At 64.9% G+C, this 22619-nt stretch carries 21 protein-coding genes; 15 read left to right on the forward strand and 6 right to left on the reverse strand.

Going from position 1 to position 22619, the window contains the following annotated elements:
- Positions 1 to 14: 14 nt before the first annotated feature.
- A complete protein-coding gene (locus AIOL_RS08520) occupies positions 15 to 1802 on the reverse strand; it encodes a serine protease (protein ID WP_049642590.1) in 1788 nt (595 codons plus the stop codon).
- Between the two features lie 177 nt (positions 1803 to 1979).
- Positions 1980 to 2975 carry a hypothetical protein gene (locus tag AIOL_RS25465; RefSeq protein WP_049642591.1) on the reverse strand — a complete coding sequence of 332 codons (996 nt, stop codon included), beginning with the start codon at positions 2973 to 2975 and terminating at the stop codon, positions 1980 to 1982.
- A 72-nt stretch (positions 2976 to 3047) separates the two neighbouring features.
- Between AIOL_RS25465 and AIOL_RS25470 the strand changes: the two genes are divergently transcribed.
- Both AIOL_RS25470 and AIOL_RS08535 read left to right on the forward strand, forming a co-directional pair.
- Positions 3048 to 3785 (forward strand): glycosyltransferase family 25 protein, encoded by a 738-nt coding sequence (locus AIOL_RS25470; RefSeq protein WP_160314431.1) that lies wholly within the window; start codon positions 3048 to 3050, stop codon positions 3783 to 3785.
- A 65-nt stretch (positions 3786 to 3850) separates the two neighbouring features.
- Complete coding sequence (locus AIOL_RS08535; RefSeq protein ID WP_049642593.1) at positions 3851 to 4774, forward strand: glycine--tRNA ligase subunit alpha; 924 nt, start codon at positions 3851 to 3853, stop codon at positions 4772 to 4774.
- A gap of 252 nt (positions 4775 to 5026) precedes the next feature.
- Here the strand turns inward: AIOL_RS08535 and AIOL_RS08540 are convergent, their stop codons facing one another.
- Positions 5027 to 5854: a glycosyltransferase gene (locus AIOL_RS08540; RefSeq protein WP_049642594.1), complete on the reverse strand. Its 828-nt coding sequence runs from the start codon at positions 5852 to 5854 to the stop codon at positions 5027 to 5029.
- Between the two features lie 195 nt (positions 5855 to 6049).
- On the opposite strand from AIOL_RS08540, the gene AIOL_RS08545 reads away from it, so the two are divergent.
- From AIOL_RS08545 to glmM, 8 genes are all read left to right on the forward strand, one after another.
- Positions 6050 to 6409 carry a DUF6446 family protein gene (locus AIOL_RS08545; RefSeq protein WP_235438934.1) on the forward strand — a complete coding sequence of 120 codons (360 nt, stop codon included), beginning with the start codon at positions 6050 to 6052 and terminating at the stop codon, positions 6407 to 6409.
- Positions 6410 to 6413: 4 nt separating this feature from the next.
- Entirely contained in the window at positions 6414 to 7097 is a 684-nt protein-coding gene (locus AIOL_RS08550) for an FkbM family methyltransferase (RefSeq protein WP_160314432.1), read from the forward strand.
- A 103-nt stretch (positions 7098 to 7200) separates the two neighbouring features.
- The gene (gene glyS / locus AIOL_RS08555) at positions 7201 to 9246 is read left to right on the forward strand and encodes a glycine--tRNA ligase subunit beta (protein ID WP_394298936.1); all 2046 of its coding nucleotides are present in this window, start codon (positions 7201 to 7203) and stop codon (positions 9244 to 9246) included.
- Positions 9247 to 9378: 132 nt separating this feature from the next.
- On the forward strand, positions 9379 to 11934 hold the full coding sequence (gene ppdK, locus AIOL_RS08560; RefSeq protein ID WP_049642597.1) for a pyruvate, phosphate dikinase: 2556 nt from the start codon (positions 9379 to 9381) through the stop codon (positions 11932 to 11934).
- 186 nt (positions 11935 to 12120) lie between these two features.
- Positions 12121 to 12822, forward strand: a complete 702-nt coding sequence (locus AIOL_RS08565) for a cell wall hydrolase (RefSeq protein WP_235438936.1) — start codon at positions 12121 to 12123, stop codon at positions 12820 to 12822.
- A gap of 86 nt (positions 12823 to 12908) precedes the next feature.
- The gene (locus AIOL_RS08570) at positions 12909 to 13820 is read left to right on the forward strand and encodes a dihydroneopterin aldolase (RefSeq protein WP_049642598.1); all 912 of its coding nucleotides are present in this window, start codon (positions 12909 to 12911) and stop codon (positions 13818 to 13820) included.
- 2 nt (positions 13821 to 13822) lie between these two features.
- Positions 13823 to 14842 carry a dihydropteroate synthase gene (gene folP, locus AIOL_RS08575; RefSeq protein WP_394298923.1) on the forward strand — a complete coding sequence of 340 codons (1020 nt, stop codon included), beginning with the start codon at positions 13823 to 13825 and terminating at the stop codon, positions 14840 to 14842.
- A 14-nt stretch (positions 14843 to 14856) separates the two neighbouring features.
- Positions 14857 to 16212, forward strand: a complete 1356-nt coding sequence (glmM, locus tag AIOL_RS08580) for a phosphoglucosamine mutase (RefSeq protein ID WP_049642599.1) — start codon at positions 14857 to 14859, stop codon at positions 16210 to 16212.
- Between the two features lie 107 nt (positions 16213 to 16319).
- Here glmM and AIOL_RS08585 read toward each other — a convergent pair whose 3' ends face one another.
- From AIOL_RS08585 to ilvC, 3 genes are all read right to left on the reverse strand, one after another.
- Complete coding sequence (locus AIOL_RS08585) at positions 16320 to 17240, reverse strand: DMT family transporter (protein WP_049642600.1); 921 nt, start codon at positions 17238 to 17240, stop codon at positions 16320 to 16322.
- 523 nt (positions 17241 to 17763) lie between these two features.
- Positions 17764 to 18402: a GNAT family N-acetyltransferase gene (locus tag AIOL_RS08590; RefSeq protein WP_082152487.1), complete on the reverse strand. Its 639-nt coding sequence runs from the start codon at positions 18400 to 18402 to the stop codon at positions 17764 to 17766.
- A gap of 4 nt (positions 18403 to 18406) precedes the next feature.
- Complete coding sequence (ilvC, locus tag AIOL_RS08595) at positions 18407 to 19429, reverse strand: ketol-acid reductoisomerase (protein ID WP_049642602.1); 1023 nt, start codon at positions 19427 to 19429, stop codon at positions 18407 to 18409.
- 131 nt (positions 19430 to 19560) lie between these two features.
- Between ilvC and AIOL_RS08600 the strand changes: the two genes are divergently transcribed.
- The 5 genes from AIOL_RS08600 to AIOL_RS08620 all read left to right on the forward strand — a co-directional run bounded on the left by AIOL_RS08600 (position 19561) and on the right by AIOL_RS08620 (position 22568).
- A complete protein-coding gene (locus AIOL_RS08600; RefSeq protein WP_049642603.1) occupies positions 19561 to 20016 on the forward strand; it encodes an Lrp/AsnC family transcriptional regulator in 456 nt (151 codons plus the stop codon).
- Entirely contained in the window at positions 20013 to 20465 is a 453-nt protein-coding gene (locus AIOL_RS08605) for an Lrp/AsnC family transcriptional regulator (RefSeq protein WP_049642604.1), read from the forward strand. The genes AIOL_RS08600 and AIOL_RS08605 overlap by 4 nt, the downstream gene beginning before the upstream one ends.
- 30 nt (positions 20466 to 20495) lie before the next feature.
- Positions 20496 to 20861 carry a cupin gene (locus AIOL_RS08610; protein WP_049642605.1) on the forward strand — a complete coding sequence of 122 codons (366 nt, stop codon included), beginning with the start codon at positions 20496 to 20498 and terminating at the stop codon, positions 20859 to 20861.
- Between the two features lie 94 nt (positions 20862 to 20955).
- On the forward strand, positions 20956 to 21261 hold the full coding sequence (locus AIOL_RS08615) for a PilZ domain-containing protein (protein WP_160314433.1): 306 nt from the start codon (positions 20956 to 20958) through the stop codon (positions 21259 to 21261).
- 179 nt (positions 21262 to 21440) lie between these two features.
- A complete protein-coding gene (locus AIOL_RS08620; protein ID WP_049642607.1) occupies positions 21441 to 22568 on the forward strand; it encodes an alanine--glyoxylate aminotransferase family protein in 1128 nt (375 codons plus the stop codon).
- The last annotated feature ends 51 nt before the right edge of the window (positions 22569 to 22619 follow it).

A 22619-nucleotide genomic window follows, 5' to 3' on the forward strand; every position in this document is an offset into this window, starting at 1 on the left:
CGCCAATACCCGGTTTACTCGTCCCAGCAGCCCACCAGCACGGTCAGGTTCTGCGCGCGCGTGGTGATGGCCTCTGGCGACGCCGTGGTCGAGGCGTCCGACGCCGCCGCGGATATGCCGTTATTGGACATAAACTCTGCGATTGCAGCGCTATCGGTGGCAAAGTTCACGTCGCCCGGCAATTGCCGGGCGCCCTCGGTGTCATTGGGCAGCAGCATCCCCATAACAGAGCCCGTGGCGTCAAACACCGGGCCGCCCGCGTCGCCGGGGCTGGTGCTGAGCGCAAGGCGCTTCATGGTGCGCTCGCCCCGCAGGCCCTTGACGTCGGCCAGGGTGCCAAAGGTCACCGTTGGGGACCCAAGCGCGCCCTCGAAGGAATAGCCCGCGACCGCCACCTCGGACTTCAGCCGCGGCACGCTTGGCTGGAAGCGCGCGAACTCGATGGGGGCCAAGCGTTCCTTGGGCCGCAAAAGCGCCAGCCCAAGCGCGGCATCCCGGGCCACCACATCGGCGTCATAGATCTCGTCTACGGTGATCCGCTGGCAGCCATTGACAGCGGCGGTGGAGGTCAGGATCGTGCCGCGCCCGTCCACGTAAAAGCCAGAGCGCGAAGCAATCGGGCGGCGGATCTCTAGGCCGCTGACAAGGTCCAGCGACTGCTCTAAGGCGCCGTCGCCGACGACGTCCGGCAGGACGGTGCCGCTGACCGGGGTGAAGCTGTCGCGCATCGCCTTTAGGGCCACCTCGCGGCGCTTGTCCTCGCCCACGGGCCAGATCAGCGTGAAGCCCTTGATCTCGCCATTATCCAGCACCGCATGGGTGTAGCTGGTGATCTCGCTGTTCTCGCCGGTCAGGGTGAAGCGGTTCGCGCGGCGCTCGCGCTCGCCCTCAAGCGGCACAATCTTGAGCGTCTGCATGATGTCGTAGAGGCCCAGCAGGCTGTTCTCGTTCCCGGCCTGGCTGATCAAGAGCACCCTCACGCCGCTGTCGTTGATGGCGTTGTAATGCGCAAAGGGCGGCTCGTAGCGGTCAAAGGCGACCATCGCCGTGGGCAGCTCCATCTCGATACCCGCGCTGTCATCGCGCCAGGGCTGCAAGTTTAGCGAGGCCAGTACGGTCGTGTAGTCGGTGATCAGCTCTTGGCGTTGCCGGGTGGTCAGCACGCCGGTGTCGTCGTAGCCCTTGGAGGACTGCCAGCGGGCCATCGAGTTCCGCGTGCCAGGGCCAAAGGCGGCGTCGATGCGGCCCTCATAGAAGCCGAACCATTGCAGGGCAATCTGCAGGTCGAACCTGTCCTGGCGGGACAGCCGGCCCTCGCTGCGCAGGGCTTCGCGGCGGGTCTCTTCGAGGATGAGGGGCTCGGGTTCGGGTTCCGGGGCGGCGGCCGTCTCGGTCCCTCCCTGAAGGGCGGGCACCTCTACCTGCGCGGCGGGTGCCGTTGGCGCGGGCGCGGTGACGGCCGGGGCGGTCAGGGCGCTGGCCCCAATGGGGTAGAATTGCTGCGAATAGGTCGAGCCGTCCACCAAATAGCTGTCGGCGGGGATCGCGCGGCGGCTCTTGAGCGTGTTGACCCGCGCCACGGCGGTGGCCAGGTCATAGGGCCCAAGCGCGACGGCGTACCAGCCCGAGGCAAAGCGGAACCCGTTCACATCCGGCAGGTCGGAGGCAAAGTCGCGCACGGCGTCTTCCGCGTCGGGCAGGTTGGGATGCGCCTCGATCTGCACGAACACACTCTGCGCCGCGGCGGGACCAAAACCCAGCAAGCCAACGCCCAATAGTAAAACCGCAACAAACTGCTTCATTCGACCTTTTCCCAAATCCTTGCCGCCCTTAGCGCATGATTGCCTCTTTCAAGGCCGGAACGAGCGCGAGGTCAATATCTTAAGCGACACAGTTGAGTGAGCCATCGGCGGCTGTTGCGCAATAAAGACGGGCAGAAACAATTTGTTTTTTGGTGACCTGTTGCGCAAGCAACAAGGTTAGCCAAGCAGCCTGCGCAGCCGATACTCGGCGTTCACCACAAGCCGGGACGGGCTTGGCCGCGCCGCGCCGCGCAGAAACACCTCGTCAAAGCGCTGCATGACCGGCGCGGGGGCAAAGGGCGCGACGAGTTTCGCCCAATCGAAGCCGCCGCCATGCTGCAGCGCGCGGGCCTTGGCCAAAAGATCCGCCTTGTCGCGGTAGAGCGCACCCGGGGCGTCCTTCAGGATCACGCGGTGGTTTCCGTCCTTGCCGCCCTGCCAGGCCAGAACCGGCCGCCCGTGGAACAAGAACTCGCAGATCGCCAGACCAAAGCTCTCGCCGCGCTTGCGCCCATGCAGCATCGCGTCGCAGGTGGTGATGAAATCCGACTTGCCCTGCAGTTCCGTGATGGGATCAAGAAACAGCGCCCGCGGGTGCGAGATGAAGCGTTCGGTGTTGACGAAGACGAACCAGGTCTGCGGATCCTGCAACAGCTCGGCCACGGCCTCTTTTACAAAGCCCAGATCGAAGGTCTCGTGACCGCCATATCGACCAAAGACGAAGGCCTCCTGCGGGATACCGAGCGCGTCGCGTTGGCTCTCGCCGGGCGGCAAGTCGACCATATGCGGCACAAAAGGCAGGCGCCCCCCAGTGCGGTACGCCGCCAGCCATTCCGAGACATAGGCGTAGCTGGCCCCATGCGGCTCGTAGCGCTGAAAGACCTCATGCACCACGAAGGGCAGGGGCGCGGGCAGCGGCGAGGGCGCACCAACCTTGATGTAATACCCCAGGTCCGCGTTGAGATCCAAAAGCGCCTCGGCGTCGCGATAGGGCACCGTTTGAAAGCGCGCCTCGAACTTCGCCTGGATGGAGGGATCGTTCTCGGGATGGTCGGCCTGAAAACACACGATGCTTTCATGGCCCAGCAGCCGCTCGGCGTGATGGGCGTAATCATAGACCGCCTGGGTGGTGCCCCGCAGCCCAAGACAATTCTCGTGGAAAAGAATCCGCATCTGAATGATCTATCCGCTGCGTCGCAGGATCGGAACCACAATCAGCGCGGGCGTTTTTTGGGCTGGACAGGAATGCGCCGAGTTGAAATCTCTGTGCGCATGGAAAGCGCTCGGCTCTACGTGATTTCTTTGGCGACCAGGAACGCCAGGCGCGCGCAGATTGCGGCGCGGCTCAAGGAGCTGGGGCTCGACGCGATCTTGATTGACGCGGTCGATGGCCGCGAAGGCCTGGGGGATCATGCGGCAGATGTGGACCGCGCGGCGGCCAATGCGCAACAGGGACGGCCCCTCACCGATGGCGAGCTTGCCTGCGCGCTCAGCCACCGCGCTGTGTATCGCGACTTTCTGGCCTCGGACGCGCAATGGGCTGTTGTGCTGGAGGATGATGCTCTGATCGGCGCGGAGTTCGTGGCCTATCTGCAAAGCGGGGCCTATGCCCGCGCGCCCATGACCTTACTGCATCACAGCAATGCGCGGGTCTTTGGTGCGCGCCCGCTGATGGAGGGCGTGGTGGCGCATGACCTGGCGATGTCGCCCTTCATGGCGGTGGGCTATGCTTTAAACCGCAACTGCGCCGCAGCGCTCGATAGGGCGCAAACCCCGGTGCAGCGGTTGGCGGATTGGCCGCTGGACCTCTCCGATCTTGGCGCGGTCGCCGTGACGCCCCAGATTGTGGGCCATCCACCGATGGGCGCGGGCTCTGCCCTGGCCGCGGGGCGCGCGAAGCCAAAGCCGCCGATGGGGCGGATGCTCAGCCCCAGCTATCTGCGCCGCAAGTGGCGCAAGCTGCGGGCGCGCAAGATTAGCTAGAGCCGCGTTGACCCGGCGGGGCGCCGGGCTTATCAGGCACCCAACTTTAGCATTCGGTGAGAGCCATGGCCCAAGACGCCCCGCGTTCCTTCCAAGAGATCATCCTGCGGCTGCAGAATTACTGGGCCGCGAAAGGCTGCGCCGTGCTGCAGCCCTATGACATGGAGGTCGGCGCGGGCACGTTCCACCCCGCGACCACGCTGCGCTCGCTGGGCGGCAATGCTTGGGCCGCGGCCTATGTGCAGCCCTCGCGGCGCCCGACCGATGGCCGCTATGGCGACAGCCCGAACCGCTGGCAGCACTATTACCAGTTCCAGGTGCTGATCAAACCCAGCCCTCCGGACCTGCAAGAGATCTATCTGGGGTCACTAGAAGCCATCGGCATCGACATGCAACTGCACGACATCCGGTTCGTCGAGGACGATTGGGAGAGCCCGACGCTAGGCGCCTGGGGCCTGGGCTGGGAGGTCTGGTGCGACGGCATGGAGGTCAGCCAGTTTACCTATTTTCAGCAGGTGGGCGGACATGATTGCCATCCGGTATCCGGTGAGCTGACCTACGGGCTGGAGCGGTTGGCGATGTATGTTCTGGGCTATGAGGACGGCAATGAAATGCCGTTCAACGACCCGCAGTGCCCAATCCCGCTGACTTACGGCGACGTCTTCCGCGAGGCGGAGGCGCAATATGCGCGCTGGAATTTCGATGTGGCGGATACCGAGATGCTGATGAAGCACTTCGAAGACGCCGAGACGGAATGCGCCCGCATCCTGGCTGAACCGGCCGAGGACCCCAAGACCGGCAAGCGCATCGTCATGGCGCAGCCCGCCTATGACCAATGCATCAAGGCCAGCCATATCTTCAACCTGCTGGACGCGCGCGGGGTGATCTCGGTGACCGAGCGGCAGGCCTATATTGGGCGCGTGCGGGCGCTGGCCAAGCAATGCGCGGACGCCTTTGTACAGACCGAGGCGGGCGGCTGGGCGGCATAGCGTGAGGGCAGGTTTAGAGAGGCGCGGATTTTTGGTGCGCCCAAATCTCTTGCAAGAGATTTGCCACTTTCCTTGAAAGGAAAGTGCGCCTGGCCGCACCAGAGCGCATTGAGATCAAACGCAACGTTGCGGCGGGCATAGGAAACTCTTGGAAGAGTTTCGCCAATTTCTTGCAAGAAATTGGCGCCGCATCCCGCTGCAAAACCTGATCTGTGTCTTTCGCGACCCGCCTCCGACCGGCCGCAGGTCACATCATCCTGAGCCCGGATTGATCCCATGCTCTGTCCAGGTCTTCCTGGATCGTCTCGCGGTTTGGATCATGTCACGCTGCCGCCGCACGGCCTCCTCGTCGCGATAGCCGCGCGGGTGATCAAGATGCACAACCGGGCTGGTAAAGCGCAGCTGCCGTCCGCGCACGCCGCTATTGGCCAGCCGCACGCCGAATTCCTTGTCCTCGCCGCCCCAAACCATCGTCTCGTCGAAGCCGTTTACGGCCAGGATCGCCTCGCGGAAGGCGGAGGCGTTCGAGCCCATCCAGGTCCGCCGAATCGGATACACCGCATCCAGCGCGGCCTGAGCGGGCAGGGGCCAGGGCATTGCCTTCAGCCGCGTGGTGGTCCTGTCAAAGGCCTCACGGGCGCGCAGCCAGTCTTGCCGGAACACCGCGCCGGATTGAACATCGCTTTCGGCGACGGCCTCGGTTGCGGCCTTGCTCAGCCGGATAAGGCTGCCCGAGGCAAAGCGATCCCGCCGCGCCACCGCCGCATGCCGCGCCACAAAGCCTTGGGACAGCAAGCAATCCCCATCGGTGAAGGCAAGGTAGTCCGCCTCTGAGGACGCCACCGCCTTGTTCAGGATCGCCGTCTTTTGGAACCCGTTATCCTCATGCCAGACATGGCGTAGGGGCAGTTCGGGATGCTCAAGCTGAAACGCCTCGAGCATCGCCCGCGTCGGCGCGCCCGATCCATCATCGGCCACGCATAGGCTGTCTGGGCGCCTTGCCTGGCCCAGCACGGACAGCAGGCATAGGCGCAGCGCCCATGGCCAGTTATAGGTCGAGATGATCAATTCCACGCGCATGCGCGCAAATTACCTCTTCCAGGGCCGCGCGCAATTGCTTAGGCGCAAAGGGGACATGCGGGACCAGGCGGCGGAGGGCGCTACATTGAATGGGAAACTGATCGGAGGGGCCATTGTGGCGATGGCATCATCGCGGGCATTGCGGTCTATTACCTGCAAGTTTTCGCCTATTATGAAGAGGTTGCATCCGACAGCGTGCAGATCAAGCTGACGCTTGTGGCCACCGACACGCCCGATCTTATCCTGGCCGAGAACGTGCAGGCCATCGACGGCAGCAGCTCGCCGCTGCGGTTCCGGGCCTGTTTTGAGACGCCGCATGACCACGCGATGTTGACCGTGACCTATGTGGTCCACACCGCGCCCGAGCCGCTGATCGCGCCCGGCTGGTTCGACTGCTTTGACGCAAAGGCGATCGGGGCCGCGCTCGAGGCGGATCAAGCCATCGCCTATCTTGGCGAGGCCGAGATCGCGGACGGGGTGGACCGGGTGATCGCGATCTTCGATGACGGGCGGGGGTTCGCCTGGCATCAGCTCAACGAGAAATACAAGGACTAGCGCATTGGCCGGGGCAGGGGACAGCGCCCAGGAACGGGCCGAGAGCAAGGCGCGCCAGCGCGCCCATCACCAGCGCCGAAAGGAGCAAGCAAGGGGCCTTATGCGCGGGGTGATCTCGCAGATCGGGCCCGGCGATCTGGTGGTTGATTGCGGCGCGAATGTTGGCGCCGTAGCGGTGCCCCTGGCCCGGACCGGCGCCGAGCTGCACGCCTTCGAGCCTGACCCGGTCGCCTTCACCCAGCTGCAAAAGGCCACCGCGGCATTTGACAACGTGCATCTGCACGCCGCGGCGGTTGGTATCGCCGAGGGCACGGCCCGGCTCTTTCGCGGCGATACCTTCGCGGACGACCCGGTCAAGGCCACCCGGCGCAGCACGGTCCTTGCAGGCGGCGTGCGGATGTCCGACGGCGGCGACAGTATCGAGACCCCGGTGATCGACCTGCCCGCGCGGCTGACCGAATGGGCCAAGCGCGACCGCGGCATCGCCTTTCTCAAGCTGGACATCGAAGGGGCAGAGCTGGACCTGCTTACGGAGATGCTGCGCCTTGACCTCTTCTCGCAGATCCGCCTGACCGTGGCCGAGATGCATGCCTATAAGTTCCCGCATCTGCGCCCCGAGTTCCAAGCTTTGCGCAAGACGATCACCGCGCGCTATCCCGACACGCGCGTTTGGCTCGATTGGATTTGAATTCCCCCGGGCGCGGCGCTAGGAAGCGCGCGACTTCCCGACCAAGGACGCCCCCATGCCTGACCTGCTGATCGAGCTCTTCTCAGAAGAAATCCCCGCGCGCATGCAGACCCGCGCCGCCGAGGACCTCAAGAAGCTGATGACCGATGGTATGGTCGAGGCCGGCCTGACCTATAGCTCGGCGCATGCCTTCTCGACTCCGCGGCGGTTGGTGCTGGCCGTCGAGGGGCTCTTGGCCGAGAGCCCTGCGCTGCGCGAAGAACGCAAAGGCCCCCGCGTGGACGCGCCTGAGAAGGCGCTAGAGGGCTTCTTGCGCGCCACGGGGCTCACCAAGGACCAGCTTGAGGCCCGCGACGACAAGAAGGGCCAGGTCTGGTTCGCCACGATCAGCAAACCGGGCCGTCCGGCGGCAGAGATCGTAGGCGAGCAGCTTGAAAAGACCATCCGGAACTTCCCCTGGCCCAAATCCATGCGCTGGGGCGCGGGCTCGCTGCGCTGGGTGCGGCCTTTGCATTCGATCCTCTGCATCCTCAGCGATGAGGGCGGCGCGTCGGTTGTGCCGCTGGAGGTCGAGGGCATCAAAGCGGGCGACACCACCGAGGGCCACCGCTTCATGGGGCCGGGTCGCTTCTCTGTGACCGGGTTCGACGATTTCGAGACGCAGCTCAAGGCCCGCCACGTGGTCCTGCGCGCCGAGGAGCGTGCCGAGCATATCTGGCAGGACGCCAGCAATATGGCCTTCGCCCAGGGGCTGGAAGTCGTTGAAGACAAAGGCCTTCTGCGCGAGGTCGCGGGGCTCGTGGAATGGCCGGTCGTGCTGATGGGCGAGATTGGTGCGGCGTTCCTGGAACTGCCGCCCGAGGTGCTGCAGACCTCCATGAAGGAGCACCAGAAATTCTTCTCGGTCCGCAACCCCAAGACCGGGCGCATCGAGAAATTCGTCACCGTCGCCAATGTCGAGACCGCCGACCAGGGCGCGACGATCCTGGCGGGCAACCAAAAGGTGCTGTCGGCGCGGCTGGCGGATGCCAAGTTCTTCTGGGAGAACGATTTGCGCGTGGCAACGGGCGAGAAGATGGCGCCTTGGCTGGACAAGCTGGGCAATGTCACCTTCCACGCCAAGCTGGGCAGCCAGGCCGAAAGGATCGCCCGCATCGCGGCCCTTGCTCGGCAGATCGCGCCCGCTCTGGGCGCCGATCCCGACCAGGCAGAGGCCGCGGCGCAGATCGCAAAGGCCGATTTGGCGTCCGAGATGGTCTATGAGTTCCCAGAATTGCAGGGGATCATGGGCAAGTATTACGCCCAGCGGGCGGGCCACCCAGAGGCGGTTGCGAATGCCGCCGAGGCGCATTGGCAGCCGCTCGGTCCCTCGGATGACGTCCCGACCGAACCCGTCTCGGTCGCTGTGGCCCTGGCCGATAAGATCGACACGCTGACCGGCTTCTGGGCGATTGATGAAAAGCCAACGGGGTCCAAGGACCCCTATGCGCTGCGCCGCGCCGCGCTGGGCGTTATTCGGTTGATATTGCAAAATGGCCTGCGTTTGAAGCTCGTTGAGGGCTGGAAACCAGCCGTTGTTATGCACGTAGTTCAAGCGAAATTGAGCGGGGACACTTCGGTGTCCTCAGATCTTCTCTCCTTCTTCCACGACCGTCTCAAGGTGCATCTGCGCGACGCAGGGCTGGGCCATGACGTGATCGACGCCTCGCTGGCGATGCCGGGCAATGACGATCTGACGCTTCTGGTGAAGCGGGCAGAGGCGCTGGCGGCGTTCCTCAAGACCGAGGACGGCACCAACCTAGTGCAGGGCTTCAAGCGCGCCAACAACATCCTCACCCAGGCCGAGGAGAAGGACGGGGTCGAGTATAGCTATGGCCCCGACGCCAAGCTGGCCGAAGAGGACAGCGAAAAGGCGCTATTTGCCGCGTTGGATCAGGCCGAGGCGCAGATCAAGCCCGCCATGGAGGCCGAGGATTTCGCCGCGGCCATGACTCAGATGGCCAGCCTGCGCGCGCCGATTGATGCGTTCTTTGAGGCGGTGCAGATCAACACCGAGAACCAGATCATCCGGCGCAACCGGCTGAACCTGTTGCATCGGATACGCCAGATCTGCCTCTCTGTGGCGGATCTCAATAGGCTCGAGGGCTAGGCTCCTCGTGCCCGGGGCGGGAAACCCCGGCAGGGAAGGGCGAATAAGCCGCCCGTTTAGAATAACGTTACCTTTTCCTTGCACACTGCGCCCCCAAAGCTATCATGCCGCGACACAGCAAGGGGTGCTGCGGTGCAGAAAGTCGTCACTCTCAAGCCATACGCGCTGATCACGCCCACCGCGTCGATCACGGCGGCCACCCATGGGGGGCGCGCAAAATGCCTGCAGCGGCTGATCCGGCTGGGGCTGCCGGTGCCCACGACCGTCTCGCTCAGCTTTGACACGGTGCACCAGATCGCGGCGGGGCATCTGCCGGATATTGGCTCTGTGCTGAACGCGTTTGACCCCGATCCGCTGCTCTCGGTGCGGCCCTCTAGCGAGGACCCCGATTGGGGCGGTCCGGGCGCGATCCTGAATGTGGGCATGAACGACGCGCGCCATGCTGCGATGGTAAAGACGCACGGGGCCGCGGCGGCGACGGCGCTCTTTTTGCGCTTCATCCAGTCCTATGCGGTGCATGTGGCGCGGCTGGATCCGGACATGTTCGACGACCTTAGCGACCCGACCGAGGCGGCGCTGCGGCAGGCGTTGGAGGATTACGAGGACGAGACCGGCGAGCCCTTCCCGCAGGACCCGGGGCGGCAGCTGGCCGAGGTGCTGCGCTCGATGGCCCGCGCCTGGGAGGGCACCACCGCGCGGCTCTTGCGTCAGGCCAAGGGCGCGCCCGCGGATGCGGGGCTGGGACTTGTGGTGCAGAAGATGGCGCTGGGCGTCGGCGGGGACGAGAGCGGCTCTGGCGTGATCCAGTTCGTTGATCCGGCCACCGGCGAGGCGCAGATCACCGGGCGCTACCTCAGCCAGAGCCAGGGCCGGGACGCGCTGGCCAAGGGCAAAGGCGCGATCTACCTCACCAAGGACCCGCGCGGGGCCTCGCTGGAGGAGCTCAGTGCGCCCAGTTTCGAGAAGCTGATCGAATATGGCGGGGTCTGCCGCGAGCGTCTGCGCGAGGAGATGCAGATTGAGTTTACCATAGAGGCGGGCGAGTTGGCGGTGCTGGATGCCGTGCGCGTGCAGCGCTCCAGCCGTGCCTCGCTGGCCATCGCGGTGAAGCTTGCCGAGGACGAGGTGATCCCGCGCGAAGAGGCCGTGCTGCGCGTGCCGCCGGGCGCCTTGAACGAGCTTTTGCACCCGCAGGTGGACCGGCTGGCCAAGCGCGACGTGCTCGCCCGCGGCATTGCCGCAAGCCCGGGTGCCGCGGTGGGCAAGATCGTCTTTAGCGCGGCGGCGGCCCAGGCCAGTGCCGCCCGCGGCGAGCCCTGCATCCTGGTGCGGCGCGAGACCCATCCAGAGGATATCCGCGGCATGCACTCTGCCGCTGGTGTGCTGACCGAGCGCGGCGGGCAGACCAGCCACGCCGCGGTGATCGCCCGCGGCATCGGCACGCCCTGCGTGGTGGGCACCCAGGGCATCTCGATCCGCCACAGCACCAAGCGGCTCAAGATCGACGACGGGCGCAGCTTTAGCGAAGGCGACGAGATCACCCTGGATGGCGCGACGGGCGAGGTGCTGGCGGGTACGGTGCCCATGCTGGAACCCTCGCTGGGCGACGCCTTCCAGAAGCTTTTGACCTGGGCGGATGCGGCGCGCGACATCGGGGTGCGTGCCAATGCCGACACGCCCGCCGAGGCGCGCATGGCGCATATGTTCGCGGCCCAGGGCATCGGGCTCTGCCGCACCGAGCACATGTTCTACGAAGACGACCGGCTGACGGTGATGCGCGAGATGATCTTTGCCGACGCCGCCGAGGACCGGCAGGCGACGCTGGACCAGCTCTTGCCGATGCAGCGCAACGACTTCGTCGAGCTCTTCGAGATCATGGCCGGCAAGCCGGTGACGATCCGCCTCTTCGACCCGCCGCTGCACGAGTTCCTGCCCAGCGAGCGCGCCGATATGCGCCAGCTTGCCGAGAGCCTGGACCTGCCCATCGCCGAGGTCACCGCGCGGGTGGACCAGCTCAGCGAGTTCAACCCGATGCTGGGCATGCGCGGCGTCCGCCTGGGCATAACCATCCCCGAGATCTACGACATGCAGGCCCGGGCGATCTTTGAGGCGGCGATCGAGGCCAGCACGCGCGGCGAGGCCGTGGTGCCCGAGATCATGATCCCCCTGGTCAGCGCCAAGCGCGAGGTCGAGATCGTCAAGACGCGCATCGATGCGGTGGCCGCCGCGGTGCGGGTGGAGACCGGCACGCAGTTCACCTACCGCCTGGGCGTGATGGTGGAGACGCCGCGCGCCTGCCTGCGAGCCGACGAGATCGCCGCGCATTCGGCCTTTCTCAGCTTTGGCACCAACGACCTGACGCAGATGACCTACGGTCTAAGCCGCGACGACGCGGGGCGGTTCATGTCGAACTATGTCAACCAGGGCGTCTACCAAGAGGACCCGTTCCACATCCTGGACCAGGACGGGGTGGGCGAGCTTTTGACCATCGCCGCGGAGCGGGGCCGCAACACCGATTCGCGAATCACGCTGTCGATCTGCGGCGAGCATGGCGGCAATATCGAGTCGATTGAGTTCTGCCGCCGCGCTGGATTCGACTATGTGTCCTGTTCGCCATTCCGGGTGCCGGTGGCGCGTTTGGCCGCAGCACATCTTGCGATCCAGCAGGGGAAGGCCGCGAAATCTTAGCCGGGACACAGGATGTGGGGGCTTTGAAGTCTTAAGAAACCGAAGTGTTAACAATAATTTAGTCTTGCATTTCTGACACACTCTGCGATGGAACCGCCTTCGCGACTCGACAGGCGGACCGGGCGTCGGCCAATTTCCGCTGGCAGAGTGCTGGGGAGTCTGACTCCGGCGCACCTGGGGGAAGGTATGAAGGTCAGTGGACTGCTAAAAGCAGCCCTCGTCTTGGGCTTTGGTGTGGCCGCGATGCCTGTCGCGGCGGACATCGTGCTGTCGGAATCGAACGATCCCGGCGTGGTGCCAACCAGCCGCCTTTCCCAGCTTTTGTCCAAGGAGCGCGTCGCGCTCGGCAAGCTGCGCGCCGCCAAGCTGGAGCGCCTTGCGGCCCTGCCAAAGACCAGCACCTTCGAGAAAGCCCCTGTGCCTGATTTCGCGCATAGCCTGAGATGGCTCGATGCCCAGCCAAAAGCCGCGGGTGGCAAGGACTGGCAATGCCTGTCCGAGGCGCTCTACTTTGAGGCCCGCGGAGAAAGCGTGGCCGGGCAGTTCGCCGTGGCCGAGGTGATCCTGAACCGCGTCGAGCATGGCTATTTCCCCGGCTCGGTTTGCGGCGTGATCAACCAGGGCACCGGGCGGAAGTACCAGTGCCAGTTCACTTACACCTGCGACGGCTATGACGAGGTGATCCACGAGAAGCGCTCTTTCGAGCGCGTCGGTAAGGTGGCTCGGGCGATGCTGGACGGCGCGCCGCGCATGCTCACCGACGGGGCGACGCATTACCACGCCAAGTGGGTGAACCCGCGCTGGGCGCGGAAGTTCCCGCGCACCGCCACGATCGGGGTGCATCACTTCTATCGCATGTCGACAAAGCTCTCCGCGGCGAAAAAGTAGCAAAGGCACGCTCTTTCGCACGGGTCGCGTCCCGTGCTAGGCGCTCCTTGTGAGGGCCATGGGGCCTGGACGAAGGGCGCAATCACATGACAGCAGATATCCGGCTGGCCTTTGAGCATCCCGAGGCACGGGCGGCGGCCACCGCCGCGGCGACGCCCTTGGACCGCATCTCGCTGCGCGACTACGCGGTCGAGGTCGAGATCGGCGCCTTCCAGGCCGAGCGGGGCACAACGCAGACGATCTGTTTCAACATCGTGGTCGAGGTCGCGCCGCTGAACTGCCCCGTTGACGACGATGTCGACAAGATACTCAGCTATGACCGCATCACCTGGGCCATTGGCCACGAGCTGGCCGCCGAGCGGGTCAACCTGCTGGAAACGCTGGCCGAACGCGTCGCGGACCGGATCCTGCACGAGCCGCAGGCCCGGCGGGTCTTTGTGCGCATTGAGAAGCTTGATCGCGGCCCCGGCGCGCTGGGCGTCGAGATCGTGCGCGCCCGTGTTGCGGATATTGCGGATGACGACACCGAAGAGGACGCACCGCACCCGCGCGTGGTCTACCTGTCGAACGCCGCCATCGCGGCCCCGGACCTGCCGGCGCGTCTCGACGCGCTGTCGGGGGATGGCACGCCTTTGATCTTCTGCGTCGGTCTGCCGGACACACAGGCGCCGGTCTCTGATTACGGGCCGACGGATCGCCGCATCGCGCTCTTGGCCATCGAGCAGAACGCCTGGGTGCTTGCGGCCCGCGATGACAGATACGTGGTGGTCGGCACCCGCACGGAACTGGACTGGGCGATGAAGAACGGCCAGACGACGGTCTGGGCGCCTTCAAAGCTCGTGCTGGACGCGGTGGACGGGCCCAGCGTTGGTCCGCAGGACACTTTGGGCCTCGCGCTTTGGTTCGCTACCGAAATGCAGGCCGCGGAGATGGTGACCATCGGCGCCGCCGCGCCGCGCGGCCCGATGCCCACGCGCGAGATCGCGCTGGAGGGTTAGGCTTGCACGATTACGCTTGGCCCATTGCGCGCACAGGTCCCCGCACCGAGCCCGAATATGACGGGGCGGAATGCGATTTTCCTTTGGCGGGAAGCGCTTATGCTTGGTTCGAAGAGGTGAACACGCGCGGCAAGGATGGCCTTTGGGAGTATCCACTGGCGGTGGAGCTCCCCGAGGATCTGCGCGCCCGCCTCAGCGACCGGCGGGCAGATATCTGCGGGCTGCCTCTCGATCGGCCACGGGTGATGGGGATCGTGAACGTGACCCCCGATAGTTTCTCGGACGGCGGCGATCGGTTCACGGTCGCGGCGGCGCTGGAGGCCGTGCGCGGCATGGAGGGCGCCGATATCCTGGATATCGGCGGCGAGAGCACCCGCCCCGGCGCGGATTTTGTGCCTGAGGCTGACGAGATCGCCCGTGTCGTCCCCGTGATCGAAGCGATCCGCGCGGCGGGCGTCTCAACCCCGATATCCATCGACACGCGCAAGGCGTCGGTGGCGGCGGCGGCGCTGGACGCCGGCGCGGATCTGGTCAATGACGTCTCGGCGATGAGCTTTGACAGCGCCATGGCGGGGCTGGTGGCAGAGCGCGACGTGCCGATCTGCCTGATGCACGCGCTCGGCGACCCCAAGACGATGCAGGACGACCCGCGCTATGATGACGTGGTGCTTGACGTTTATGATTACCTCGCCGGGCGGATCGAAGTGGCGCAGGCGGCGGGCATAAAGCCCGCGCGGATCATCGCCGACCCGGGCATCGGATTCGGTAAGACACTTGAACACAACCTGGCGATCCTGCAATCGCTGTCACTCTACCACGGGCTTGGGGTGCCGTTGCTGCTCGGCGCGTCGCGCAAGCGGTTCATCGGCACCTTGGGCGGCGCATCGCAGGCGAAGGTGCGCATGCCGGGATCCCTGGCTGTGGGCTTGCACGGGGCGGCCCAAGGCGCGCATATTCTTCGTGTGCACGATGTCGCAGAGACGGTGCAGGCCCTGCAGTTGTGGCAGGCAATGACAGGATAAGAAGGCATAGATTGATGGGTGGCGACAGAAAGCTCTTTGGAACGGACGGGGTGCGGGGGCAGGCCAACACCTATCCGATGACAGCGGATATGGCGCTAAAGCTCGGCGCGGCGGCGGGGCGCTTCTTTCGCAGTGATGGCTCTGCCGGGCACCGTGTGGTGATCGGCAAGGACACGCGGCTTTCGGGCTACATGCTGGAGAATGCGCTGACTGCGGGGCTGACCTCGACGGGGATGAACGTGCTGTTGCTGGGGCCGGTGCCCACGCCGGCGGTGGGCTTGCTGACGCATTCGATGCGCGCCGATGTGGGCATCATGATCTCGGCCAGCCACAACCCGCATCACGACAATGGGATTAAGCTGTTTGGCCCGGATGGGTTCAAGTTGAGCGACGCGGCGGAGGCCGAGATCGAGGCGCTGGTGCTGGGCGCTGCCATCACACCGGCGAAACCAGAGAATATCGGCCGCGCAAGGCGCATCGACGATGGCCGCTTTCGGTATATGGAATACGCCAAGACGACCTTCCCCAGCGGGCGGCGCCTGGACGGGCTGAAGGTGGTGGTGGATTGCGCCAACGGCGCGGCCTATCGCACCGCGCCCGAGGTCCTGTGGGAGCTGGGCGCCGAGGTGGTGCAGGTTGGCGTGTCGCCGGACGGGTTCAACATCAACGACAATTGCGGCTCGACCAGCACCGACCTGGCGGCGGACACGATCCGCCTTGTGGGCGCGGATGTGGGCATATGCCTGGACGGGGATGCCGACCGGGTGATGATCCTTGACGAGACGGGTGCCGTGGCCGATGGCGACCAGATCATGGCGCTTCTGGCGACGCGCTGGGCCGAGGCCGGGCGGTTGCAGGGCGGCGCGCTGGTGGCGACCGTGATGTCAAATCTGGGGCTGGAGCGGCATCTGAATAACAGCTCTATCGGCCTGGAGCGCACCCCGGTGGGCGACCGCTATGTCGTTGAAAGGATGCGCGAAAAGGGGCTGAACCTGGGCGGCGAGCAATCCGGCCACATCGTCATGACCGACTATGCCACGACCGGTGACGGGCTGATCGCGGGGCTGCAATTCCTGGCCGCGATGGTGGAGACGGGGCAGCGGGCCTCAGAGCTCTCGGCCCAGTTCGAGCGGGTGCCGCAGCTGCTGAAGAACGTGCGCTATGGGGCCGGGCAGACGCCTTTGGAGGCGGCCTCGGTTCAGTCTGCAATCTCGGATGCCGAGGCGCGGCTGAACGGCACCGGGCGGCTCTTGATCCGCCGCTCGGGCACCGAGCCGCTGATCCGCGTGATGGCGGAATGCGAGGACGAGGCGCTGCTGGCACAGGTCGTAGACGGGATCGTCGCAGAGGTCGAGGCGGTGGCCGGGTAACCGCTGTTAAAATGAGCTCGCTACGCTCGCGCTCTTTTAGCCCGTACTCGCCACGCTGGGTTTTGCAAAGCAAAACCTCAGCCGCGGCTCCGTGCGGGCGGTTGGCGTCAAGAACGTCCGTTCAGCAACGTTTTCAAGGTCTTGTATTGGCTTAACGCCACGCCGCTGAGGATCAGCGCCAAGGCCCAGAGCAGGCTGCCGGGCAGGGGCTCGGCCAGGATCAGCCAGCCGATGAGGACCGAGAAGGGCGGCACCAGGTAGTTGGTGATCGACATGAAGGTCGGGCCCGCGCTGCGGATCACCAGAACGCGCAAGACATTGGCGCCGGCGGTGGGCACGAGGCCAAGCAGGGCGATCCAAAGAAGCGTTTCCTTTGAAGGCGCTACGGGCGGACCCTCCATCACCCATGCCGCGGGCACGGCCACCGCCGTGCCGATAAACAGGATCGCGCCGGCCAGCGTGATCGGGTCCATGGGCGGCAAGCGCCGCATCAGGACCGAGCTGACCGCGTAGCAGGCCGCCGTGGTCAGCGTGGCCGCGCGGCCCCAGGGCTCCAGCGGCGAGCCGGTGCTGTCAAAGGCCTGCGCGCCGATCAGCACGCAGACCCCCGCGAACCCCACCAGAAAGCCCAGCGATTTCAACAGCGTGATCTGCTCGCCCGGGATCAGGAAATGCGCCAGCGGCAGCACGATCAGCGCCACCGCGGCCATCGAGACCCCGGCAAATCCAGAGGTCACGTATTGCTGCCCCCAATTGAGGAACAGGAAGGCGATGATCGAGCTGAGCAGCGCCACAACCATCAATAATATCAGGTCCTTAGCGGTGGGAGGCTGCAGGAAGAGCGGCGCCCGGCGCCAGGCCAGCACGCCCAGCATCAGCACCGCCGCAAAGCCCAACCGCCCCGCCGCGAGCCAGGCCGGGGTGATGCCCTCTAGTGCCAGCTCGATCACCAGGAACGTGCTGCCCCAGGTCAGGCCGAGGAGGCCGACCATGATCCAGCTGCGCGGGGTGATTTCGGGAGAGGGCATGAGGCTTGCCTATCGAGTTATGAACAGATGGTAAACGCCGCGATCTTTCTAGGCGCGCGAATCGTGGGTTAACCCCAAGAAAATAAGGCAAATGGCCTGTCGGCAAAACGTCGGCAAAGTGTCGGACTTGCGTCGGGCACGGGTCTGCGAGATCCCATGGTTAACAGAGCGCGCGGAGGGCGGGCGGAGTGAACTCTGACCTGCAGATGTGACCGGTTTCGGCGTGGAGCGGTTCTTTGGATGCGGCAAATCTCTTGCAAGAGATTTGCACTTTCCTTGCAAGGAAAGTTGGGCGCGCAGGCTGACAAGCGCATCAATTCGGGTTGCGTCGAAGAAACTCTTGCAAGAGTTTCGCAATTTTCTTGCAAGAAAATTGCGACGCGCCAAGCTCCGCTGGAGGCCAATATCTGCGCCGTAGCGTCGGTGCCTCTGGGTAAGCCCAGGGGTACCTTGGATCGCTTGGGTCTTCTCTTTGTCGACCATGATCCAGATTCGAGGTGAGATTTTTGTTTGTTCCAAGGCGTCATGAGCCAAACCATCGTTCCAGAACAAATGACAGCGCATAGGACCCGACGATCGCAAGGATAACGACGACCATCATGGGCATAAAAATGCTGCGGAACACCCTAGGCGACGGCGCGTCAGGGTAATCGATGGCCTGCGCCTGTGGACCGTAACGGAAGGTTTGGTTTTGGACGGTAAAACCGGCGTCGCGAAACAGCGCTTCGGACGCGATATTCCCGTCCCAAACAGTTGCGGAAAGATTGCTCCAGCCCCGTTCGTCGCAAAGCGTTTTGACATGGGTCAACATCGCTTTGGCCACGCCTTTGCCGCGATGTTCTGGGTCAACATAGATGTCATTAATCGAGATATCAGGCATGAGAGGGAAATCTGCGCTCACCCATTTAGAAAGTTGGATATAGCCGACGGGGGTCTCGCCCAAATAGGCGGCAAAGATATTTGGGCTTTCGGGTAACGCGCGGCTTTTGTGAAGAAACGAGAATTCAATGTCCTCGGCGATCAAAGCATCGAATGTATTTCGCGGGAATGCGAATGGCTGGCGCTTGTTGTGGGCTTCATACGTCTCATGCGCCGCGCGCAGGATGAAGTCTTTCAGAGCCCGAGGAGCAGGCACAATGCGGATGTCCCCGGGCTCTGACATTAGATCAGTTCTTCTCTTTGTCGACCATCTTGCCGGCCGAGATCCAGGGCATCATGCCGCGCAGGGTCTCGCCCACGGCCTCGATCTGGTGGGCGTCGTTGTTGCGGCGGATCGCCTTGAACGAGGCCTGGCCGGACATGCATTCCTGCATCCAGTCGCGGGTGAAGCGGCCCTGCTGGATGTCGTCCAGGACGGCCTTCATCCGCGCCTTGGTCTCGTCGTAAGGCAGGATGCGCGGGCCAGAGACATACTCGCCATACTCGGCCGTGTTGGAGATCGAGTAGTTCATATTCGCGATGCCGCCCTCGTAGATCAGGTCCACGATCAGCTTCACCTCGTGCAGGCACTCGAAATAGGCCATCTCGGGGGCGTAGCCCGCCTCGACCAGGGTCTCAAATCCCATGCGGATCAGCTCGACTAGGCCGCCACACAGAACGGCCTGCTCGCCGAAGAGGTCGGTCTCGCATTCCTCTTTGAAGTCGGTCTCGATGATGCCCGAGCGCCCGCCACCGATGGCCGAGCAGTAGCTGAGGCCGATCTCGAGCGCCTTGCCGGAGGCGTCGTTATGCACCGCCACCAGGCAGGGCACGCCGCCGCCCTTGACGTATTCGCCGCGCACCGTGTGGCCGGGGCCCTTCGGGGCCATCATGATCACGTCGACATTCGAGGGCGCCTCGATCAGGCCGAAATGCACGTTCAGGCCGTGGGCAAAGGCAATCGCCGCGCCGGGCTTGATGTTATCCTTGACGTATTTGTTCCAGGTGTCGGCCTGCAGCTCGTCGGGCATGGTGAACATCATTAGGTCGCACCAGGCGGCGGCCTCGGCGATGCCCATGACCGTCAGGCCCTCGCCCTCGGCCTTGGCCGCGGACGCCGAGCCCTCGCGCAGTGCCACGGCCACGTTCTTGGCGCCCGAGTCGCGCAGGTTCAGCGCGTGGGCGTGCCCCTGGGAGCCGTAGCCCAGGATGGCCACCTTCTTGTCCTTGATGAGATTGATGTCGCAGTCGCGGTCATAGTAAACGCGCATGGATTGTCCTCCGGGTTGATAGATTGGCGCCTTTTTAGCGGCGTCGGCGCGGGGTGTCAGCGATGGATTTGCGTATTTTTGACAAGATGAAGATGGAACTATTCTTTGTTTTGGAGTAATGCGGAGAAATCATGCTGGATGATCTCGATAGGCGCATCCTGCGGCGCATGCAGGACGACCCGATGCTGGCCCCCGGCGAGGTGGCCGACGCCCTGGGCGTGGCCGCAGCAAGGGTGGCGCGGCGGCTCGACCGGCTGCGCGAGCAGGGCGTGCTGCGCGGCATCCGCGCGGTGATCGACTGGCGCGCCTTGGGCTATGAGGTGGAGGTCTCGCTGCGGTTCACCCTGGACAAGACCGAGCCCCGCGCCTTCGACGAGTTCATAGCGGCGGCCCGCGACGTGCCGGAGGTGGTCGAGATCCAGACCTTCCTGGGCAAGGTGGACGTGCGGCTGAGCGTCATCGCGCTTGATATGGGCGACTACCAGCGGCTCTACCGCGCGCGCATCCTGGCCCTGCCGCATATCGCCGATATCGAGGCGCTGATGCATGTCGCCGTGGTCAAATCCGAGGAGCGTCTGCCGCTGTGACCCTGGACGAGCTGGATATCGGGTTGCTGCGCGCTTTGGCCGAGGACGCCACGCTGGGCGCGGCAGAGCTGGGCCGGCGCGTCGGGCTGAGCCAGCCCGCCACCTGGCGGCGCATCAAGCGCCTGCGCGAGGCGGGGGTGCTGGCGGGGCGGCGGCTGGACCTGGACCTGGAGAAGCTGGGCTTTGGCGTCACCGTGTTCCTTGGCGTCAAGCTGGCCACCAAGGGCCGCGTCAGCCTGGAGGATTTCGAGCGCGCCGTGACCGCCATCCCCGAGGTGCAGACCGTGGAGCACGTGCTGGGGCTTTATGACTTCCGCCTGCGCGTCGTGGCCCGCGATCTGAGCGACTTCGAGCGCGTGCTGCGGCGGCGCATCATGATGCTGCCCGGCGTGGGCGACGTGGAGGCGAATGTGCTATTGAGCGAGGAGCGGCGGCCGGGGCCGATCTAAATCCGAAGGCGAGCGAAAGGATCGGTAGAGATGCGGTATCACCACCTGTTTGATGGCGAAGACGGCGAGACCCGCTGGAGCGACGTGGCCGTAGCACTGCAGGAGCGAAGCTTTGCGCCGCCCGCGAAGGCCATCGAAACCTCGCAGACGCGCGCCGCGACCGGCATGCTGTTCCTACGTTTGCGCGCCGGTTGGGACGAGCCGATCCATCCCACGCCCGTGGCTCAGACGCTGATCTGCCTGCGCGGCTGCGTCCGGGTCACCGCGAGCGACGGCAGCACCCGCGAGATTGGCCCCGGCGACGTCTGGTTGATGGAGGACAAGGCGGGGGCAGGGCACCGCACCCATGTGATCTCGGACCAGGATTTTGAATGCGTGATCGTACAGCATGAATGAGCGCCTGCGCCGCTGTGCGTTTCTACGGGGGCAGGTGACGTGCCTATGATTCACGAGACATTAATTCGTATGTGAAACTATGGGGCGACTCTTAATGAGAGGTTTACGCTTGCAGAACGTCGCCCGCCGCCGCGCCTGCCGCCGCCCCACCACCGTGGTTTTGGGCGCGCGCGCGATGCCAGCCACGATAGAGAATATCAGCACCTCGGGCGCATTGCTGCGGATGAACGCGCGCGTGCCGATCGGGTCGATGCTGTTAGTGTTCATCCTCGGAGAGGTTTGCGCCGCGCATGTCACCCGGTTGAAGGACGGCCGGGCGGGCATCCGGTTTGATGAGGTGCTAAACGAGGAGGCGGTGCTGGCGCTGACCACGCCCAAGAGCATGCCGAAGCGGCGATAGGGTACCGCGCGGCGACACGCTAACCTGGCTTGCCTGGCGCCGCCAAGGGCGCCGGCCGAGATGGGGGCCACGGCCGCCCCCAACGCGCCACCGGGCCGAATTCGGCATACCAAAGTAGACTTTGCATGCGCGTGTGATCCCCGATATTGGGCTTTGGATTGATTTGAGGAGAACGCCCGATGCCCGCCCTACTCGACACCGTGGATCCCGACGGCCTGATGGAGTTCTCGGTGGTCTTCACCGACCGCTCGCTGAACCACATGTCCGGCGCCTTCCAGGGCGTGATGCGCGACATCCACCGCATCCTCTGCGAGGTCTACAGCGCCGACGCGGTCGCCCTGGTGCCCGGCGGCGGCACCTATGCGATGGAGGCCGTGGCGCGCCAGCTTGCGGGCGACGCCAAGGCCATGGTGATCCGCAACGGCTGGTTCAGCTACCGCTGGACGCAGATCTTTGAGGCCGGCGCGCTGCCGAGCGAGGAGATCGTGATGAAGGCGCGCCGCACCGGCAACGCGGTGGACGCGCCCTTTGCGCCCGCCCCCATCGACGAGGTCGTGGCCAAGATCGCCGAAGAGCGCCCGGAGGTGGTCTTTGCGCCGCATGTGGAGACCTCCAGCGGCATGATCCTGCCCGATGGCTATCTGGAGGCGGTGGCCGAGGCCGTGCACGCCGTGGGCGGCTTGTTCGTGCTGGACTGCATCGCCTCGGGCTGCGCCTGGGTGGACATGCGGGCGCGCGGCGTGGACGTGCTGATCTCGGCGCCGCAAAAGGGCTGGTCGGCCTCGCCCTCGGCCGGTTTGGTGATGATGAACGCCCGCGCCGTGGAGCGCGTGAAGGCGCGGCAATCGTCGAGCTTTGCCTGCGATCTGGGCAAGTGGCTGGCAATCATGGAGGCCTATCTGGGCGGCGGGCACGCCTATCACGCCACCATGCCCACGGATGCGCTGCGGGCCTTCCGCGACACGATGCTGGAGACCGAGCAATTTGGCTTTGACAAGCTCAGCGAGGCGCAATGGGCGCAGGGGCGGCGCGTGCGCGCGGCACTTGCCGCGCGGGGTATCAAGTCGGTCGCCGCCGAGGGGTTCGAGGCGCCGGGCGTGGTGGTCAGCTATACCGACGATGCCGAGGTGCAATCGGGGCGCGCCTTTGGCGCGCTGGGCATGCAGATCGCCGCGGGCGTGCCGCTGCAATGCGACGAGGGCCCGGAGTATAAGTCGTTCCGGCTGGGGCTGTTCGGCTTGGACAAGCTCTATGACGTGGACGCCTCTGTGGCGCGGCTTGAGGCAGCCTTGGATCAGGTCTTTTAGGCGGGCCGCTGTCAAATTGAGCGCCTTCGGCGCGCTCTTTTAGCCCGTACT

The sequence above is a fragment of the Candidatus Rhodobacter oscarellae genome, assembly GCF_001078595.1.
GTDB classification, from domain to species: Bacteria; Pseudomonadota; Alphaproteobacteria; order Rhodobacterales; family Rhodobacteraceae; genus Rhodobacter_B; species Rhodobacter_B oscarellae.

What these genes read in the sequence shown, in the direction of transcription:
- AIOL_RS08520 (WP_049642590.1), bottom strand. Translation starts at nt 1,802, where the DNA reads ATGAAGCAGTTTGTTGCGGTTTTACTATTGGGCGTTGGCTTGCTGGGT.
- AIOL_RS25465 (WP_049642591.1), bottom strand. Translation starts at nt 2,975, where the DNA reads ATGCGGATTCTTTTCCACGAGAATTGTCTTGGGCTGCGGGGCACCACC.
- AIOL_RS25470 (WP_160314431.1), top strand. Translation starts at nt 3,048, where the DNA reads ATGCGCCGAGTTGAAATCTCTGTGCGCATGGAAAGCGCTCGGCTCTAC.
- AIOL_RS08535 (WP_049642593.1), top strand. Translation starts at nt 3,851, where the DNA reads ATGGCCCAAGACGCCCCGCGTTCCTTCCAAGAGATCATCCTGCGGCTG.
- AIOL_RS08540 (WP_049642594.1), bottom strand. Translation starts at nt 5,854, where the DNA reads ATGCGCGTGGAATTGATCATCTCGACCTATAACTGGCCATGGGCGCTG.
- glyS (WP_394298936.1), top strand. Translation starts at nt 7,201, where the DNA reads ATGCAGACCCGCGCCGCCGAGGACCTCAAGAAGCTGATGACCGATGGT.
- AIOL_RS08565 (WP_235438936.1), top strand. Translation starts at nt 12,121, where the DNA reads ATGAAGGTCAGTGGACTGCTAAAAGCAGCCCTCGTCTTGGGCTTTGGT.
- AIOL_RS08570 (WP_049642598.1), top strand. Translation starts at nt 12,909, where the DNA reads ATGACAGCAGATATCCGGCTGGCCTTTGAGCATCCCGAGGCACGGGCG.
- glmM (WP_049642599.1), top strand. Translation starts at nt 14,857, where the DNA reads ATGGGTGGCGACAGAAAGCTCTTTGGAACGGACGGGGTGCGGGGGCAG.
- AIOL_RS08585 (WP_049642600.1), bottom strand. Translation starts at nt 17,240, where the DNA reads ATGCCCTCTCCCGAAATCACCCCGCGCAGCTGGATCATGGTCGGCCTC.
- AIOL_RS08590 (WP_082152487.1), bottom strand. Translation starts at nt 18,402, where the DNA reads ATGTCAGAGCCCGGGGACATCCGCATTGTGCCTGCTCCTCGGGCTCTG.
- ilvC (WP_049642602.1), bottom strand. Translation starts at nt 19,429, where the DNA reads ATGCGCGTTTACTATGACCGCGACTGCGACATCAATCTCATCAAGGAC.
- AIOL_RS08600 (WP_049642603.1), top strand. Translation starts at nt 19,561, where the DNA reads ATGCTGGATGATCTCGATAGGCGCATCCTGCGGCGCATGCAGGACGAC.
- AIOL_RS08610 (WP_049642605.1), top strand. Translation starts at nt 20,496, where the DNA reads ATGCGGTATCACCACCTGTTTGATGGCGAAGACGGCGAGACCCGCTGG.
- AIOL_RS08615 (WP_160314433.1), top strand. Translation starts at nt 20,956, where the DNA reads ATGAGAGGTTTACGCTTGCAGAACGTCGCCCGCCGCCGCGCCTGCCGC.
- AIOL_RS08620 (WP_049642607.1), top strand. Translation starts at nt 21,441, where the DNA reads ATGCCCGCCCTACTCGACACCGTGGATCCCGACGGCCTGATGGAGTTC.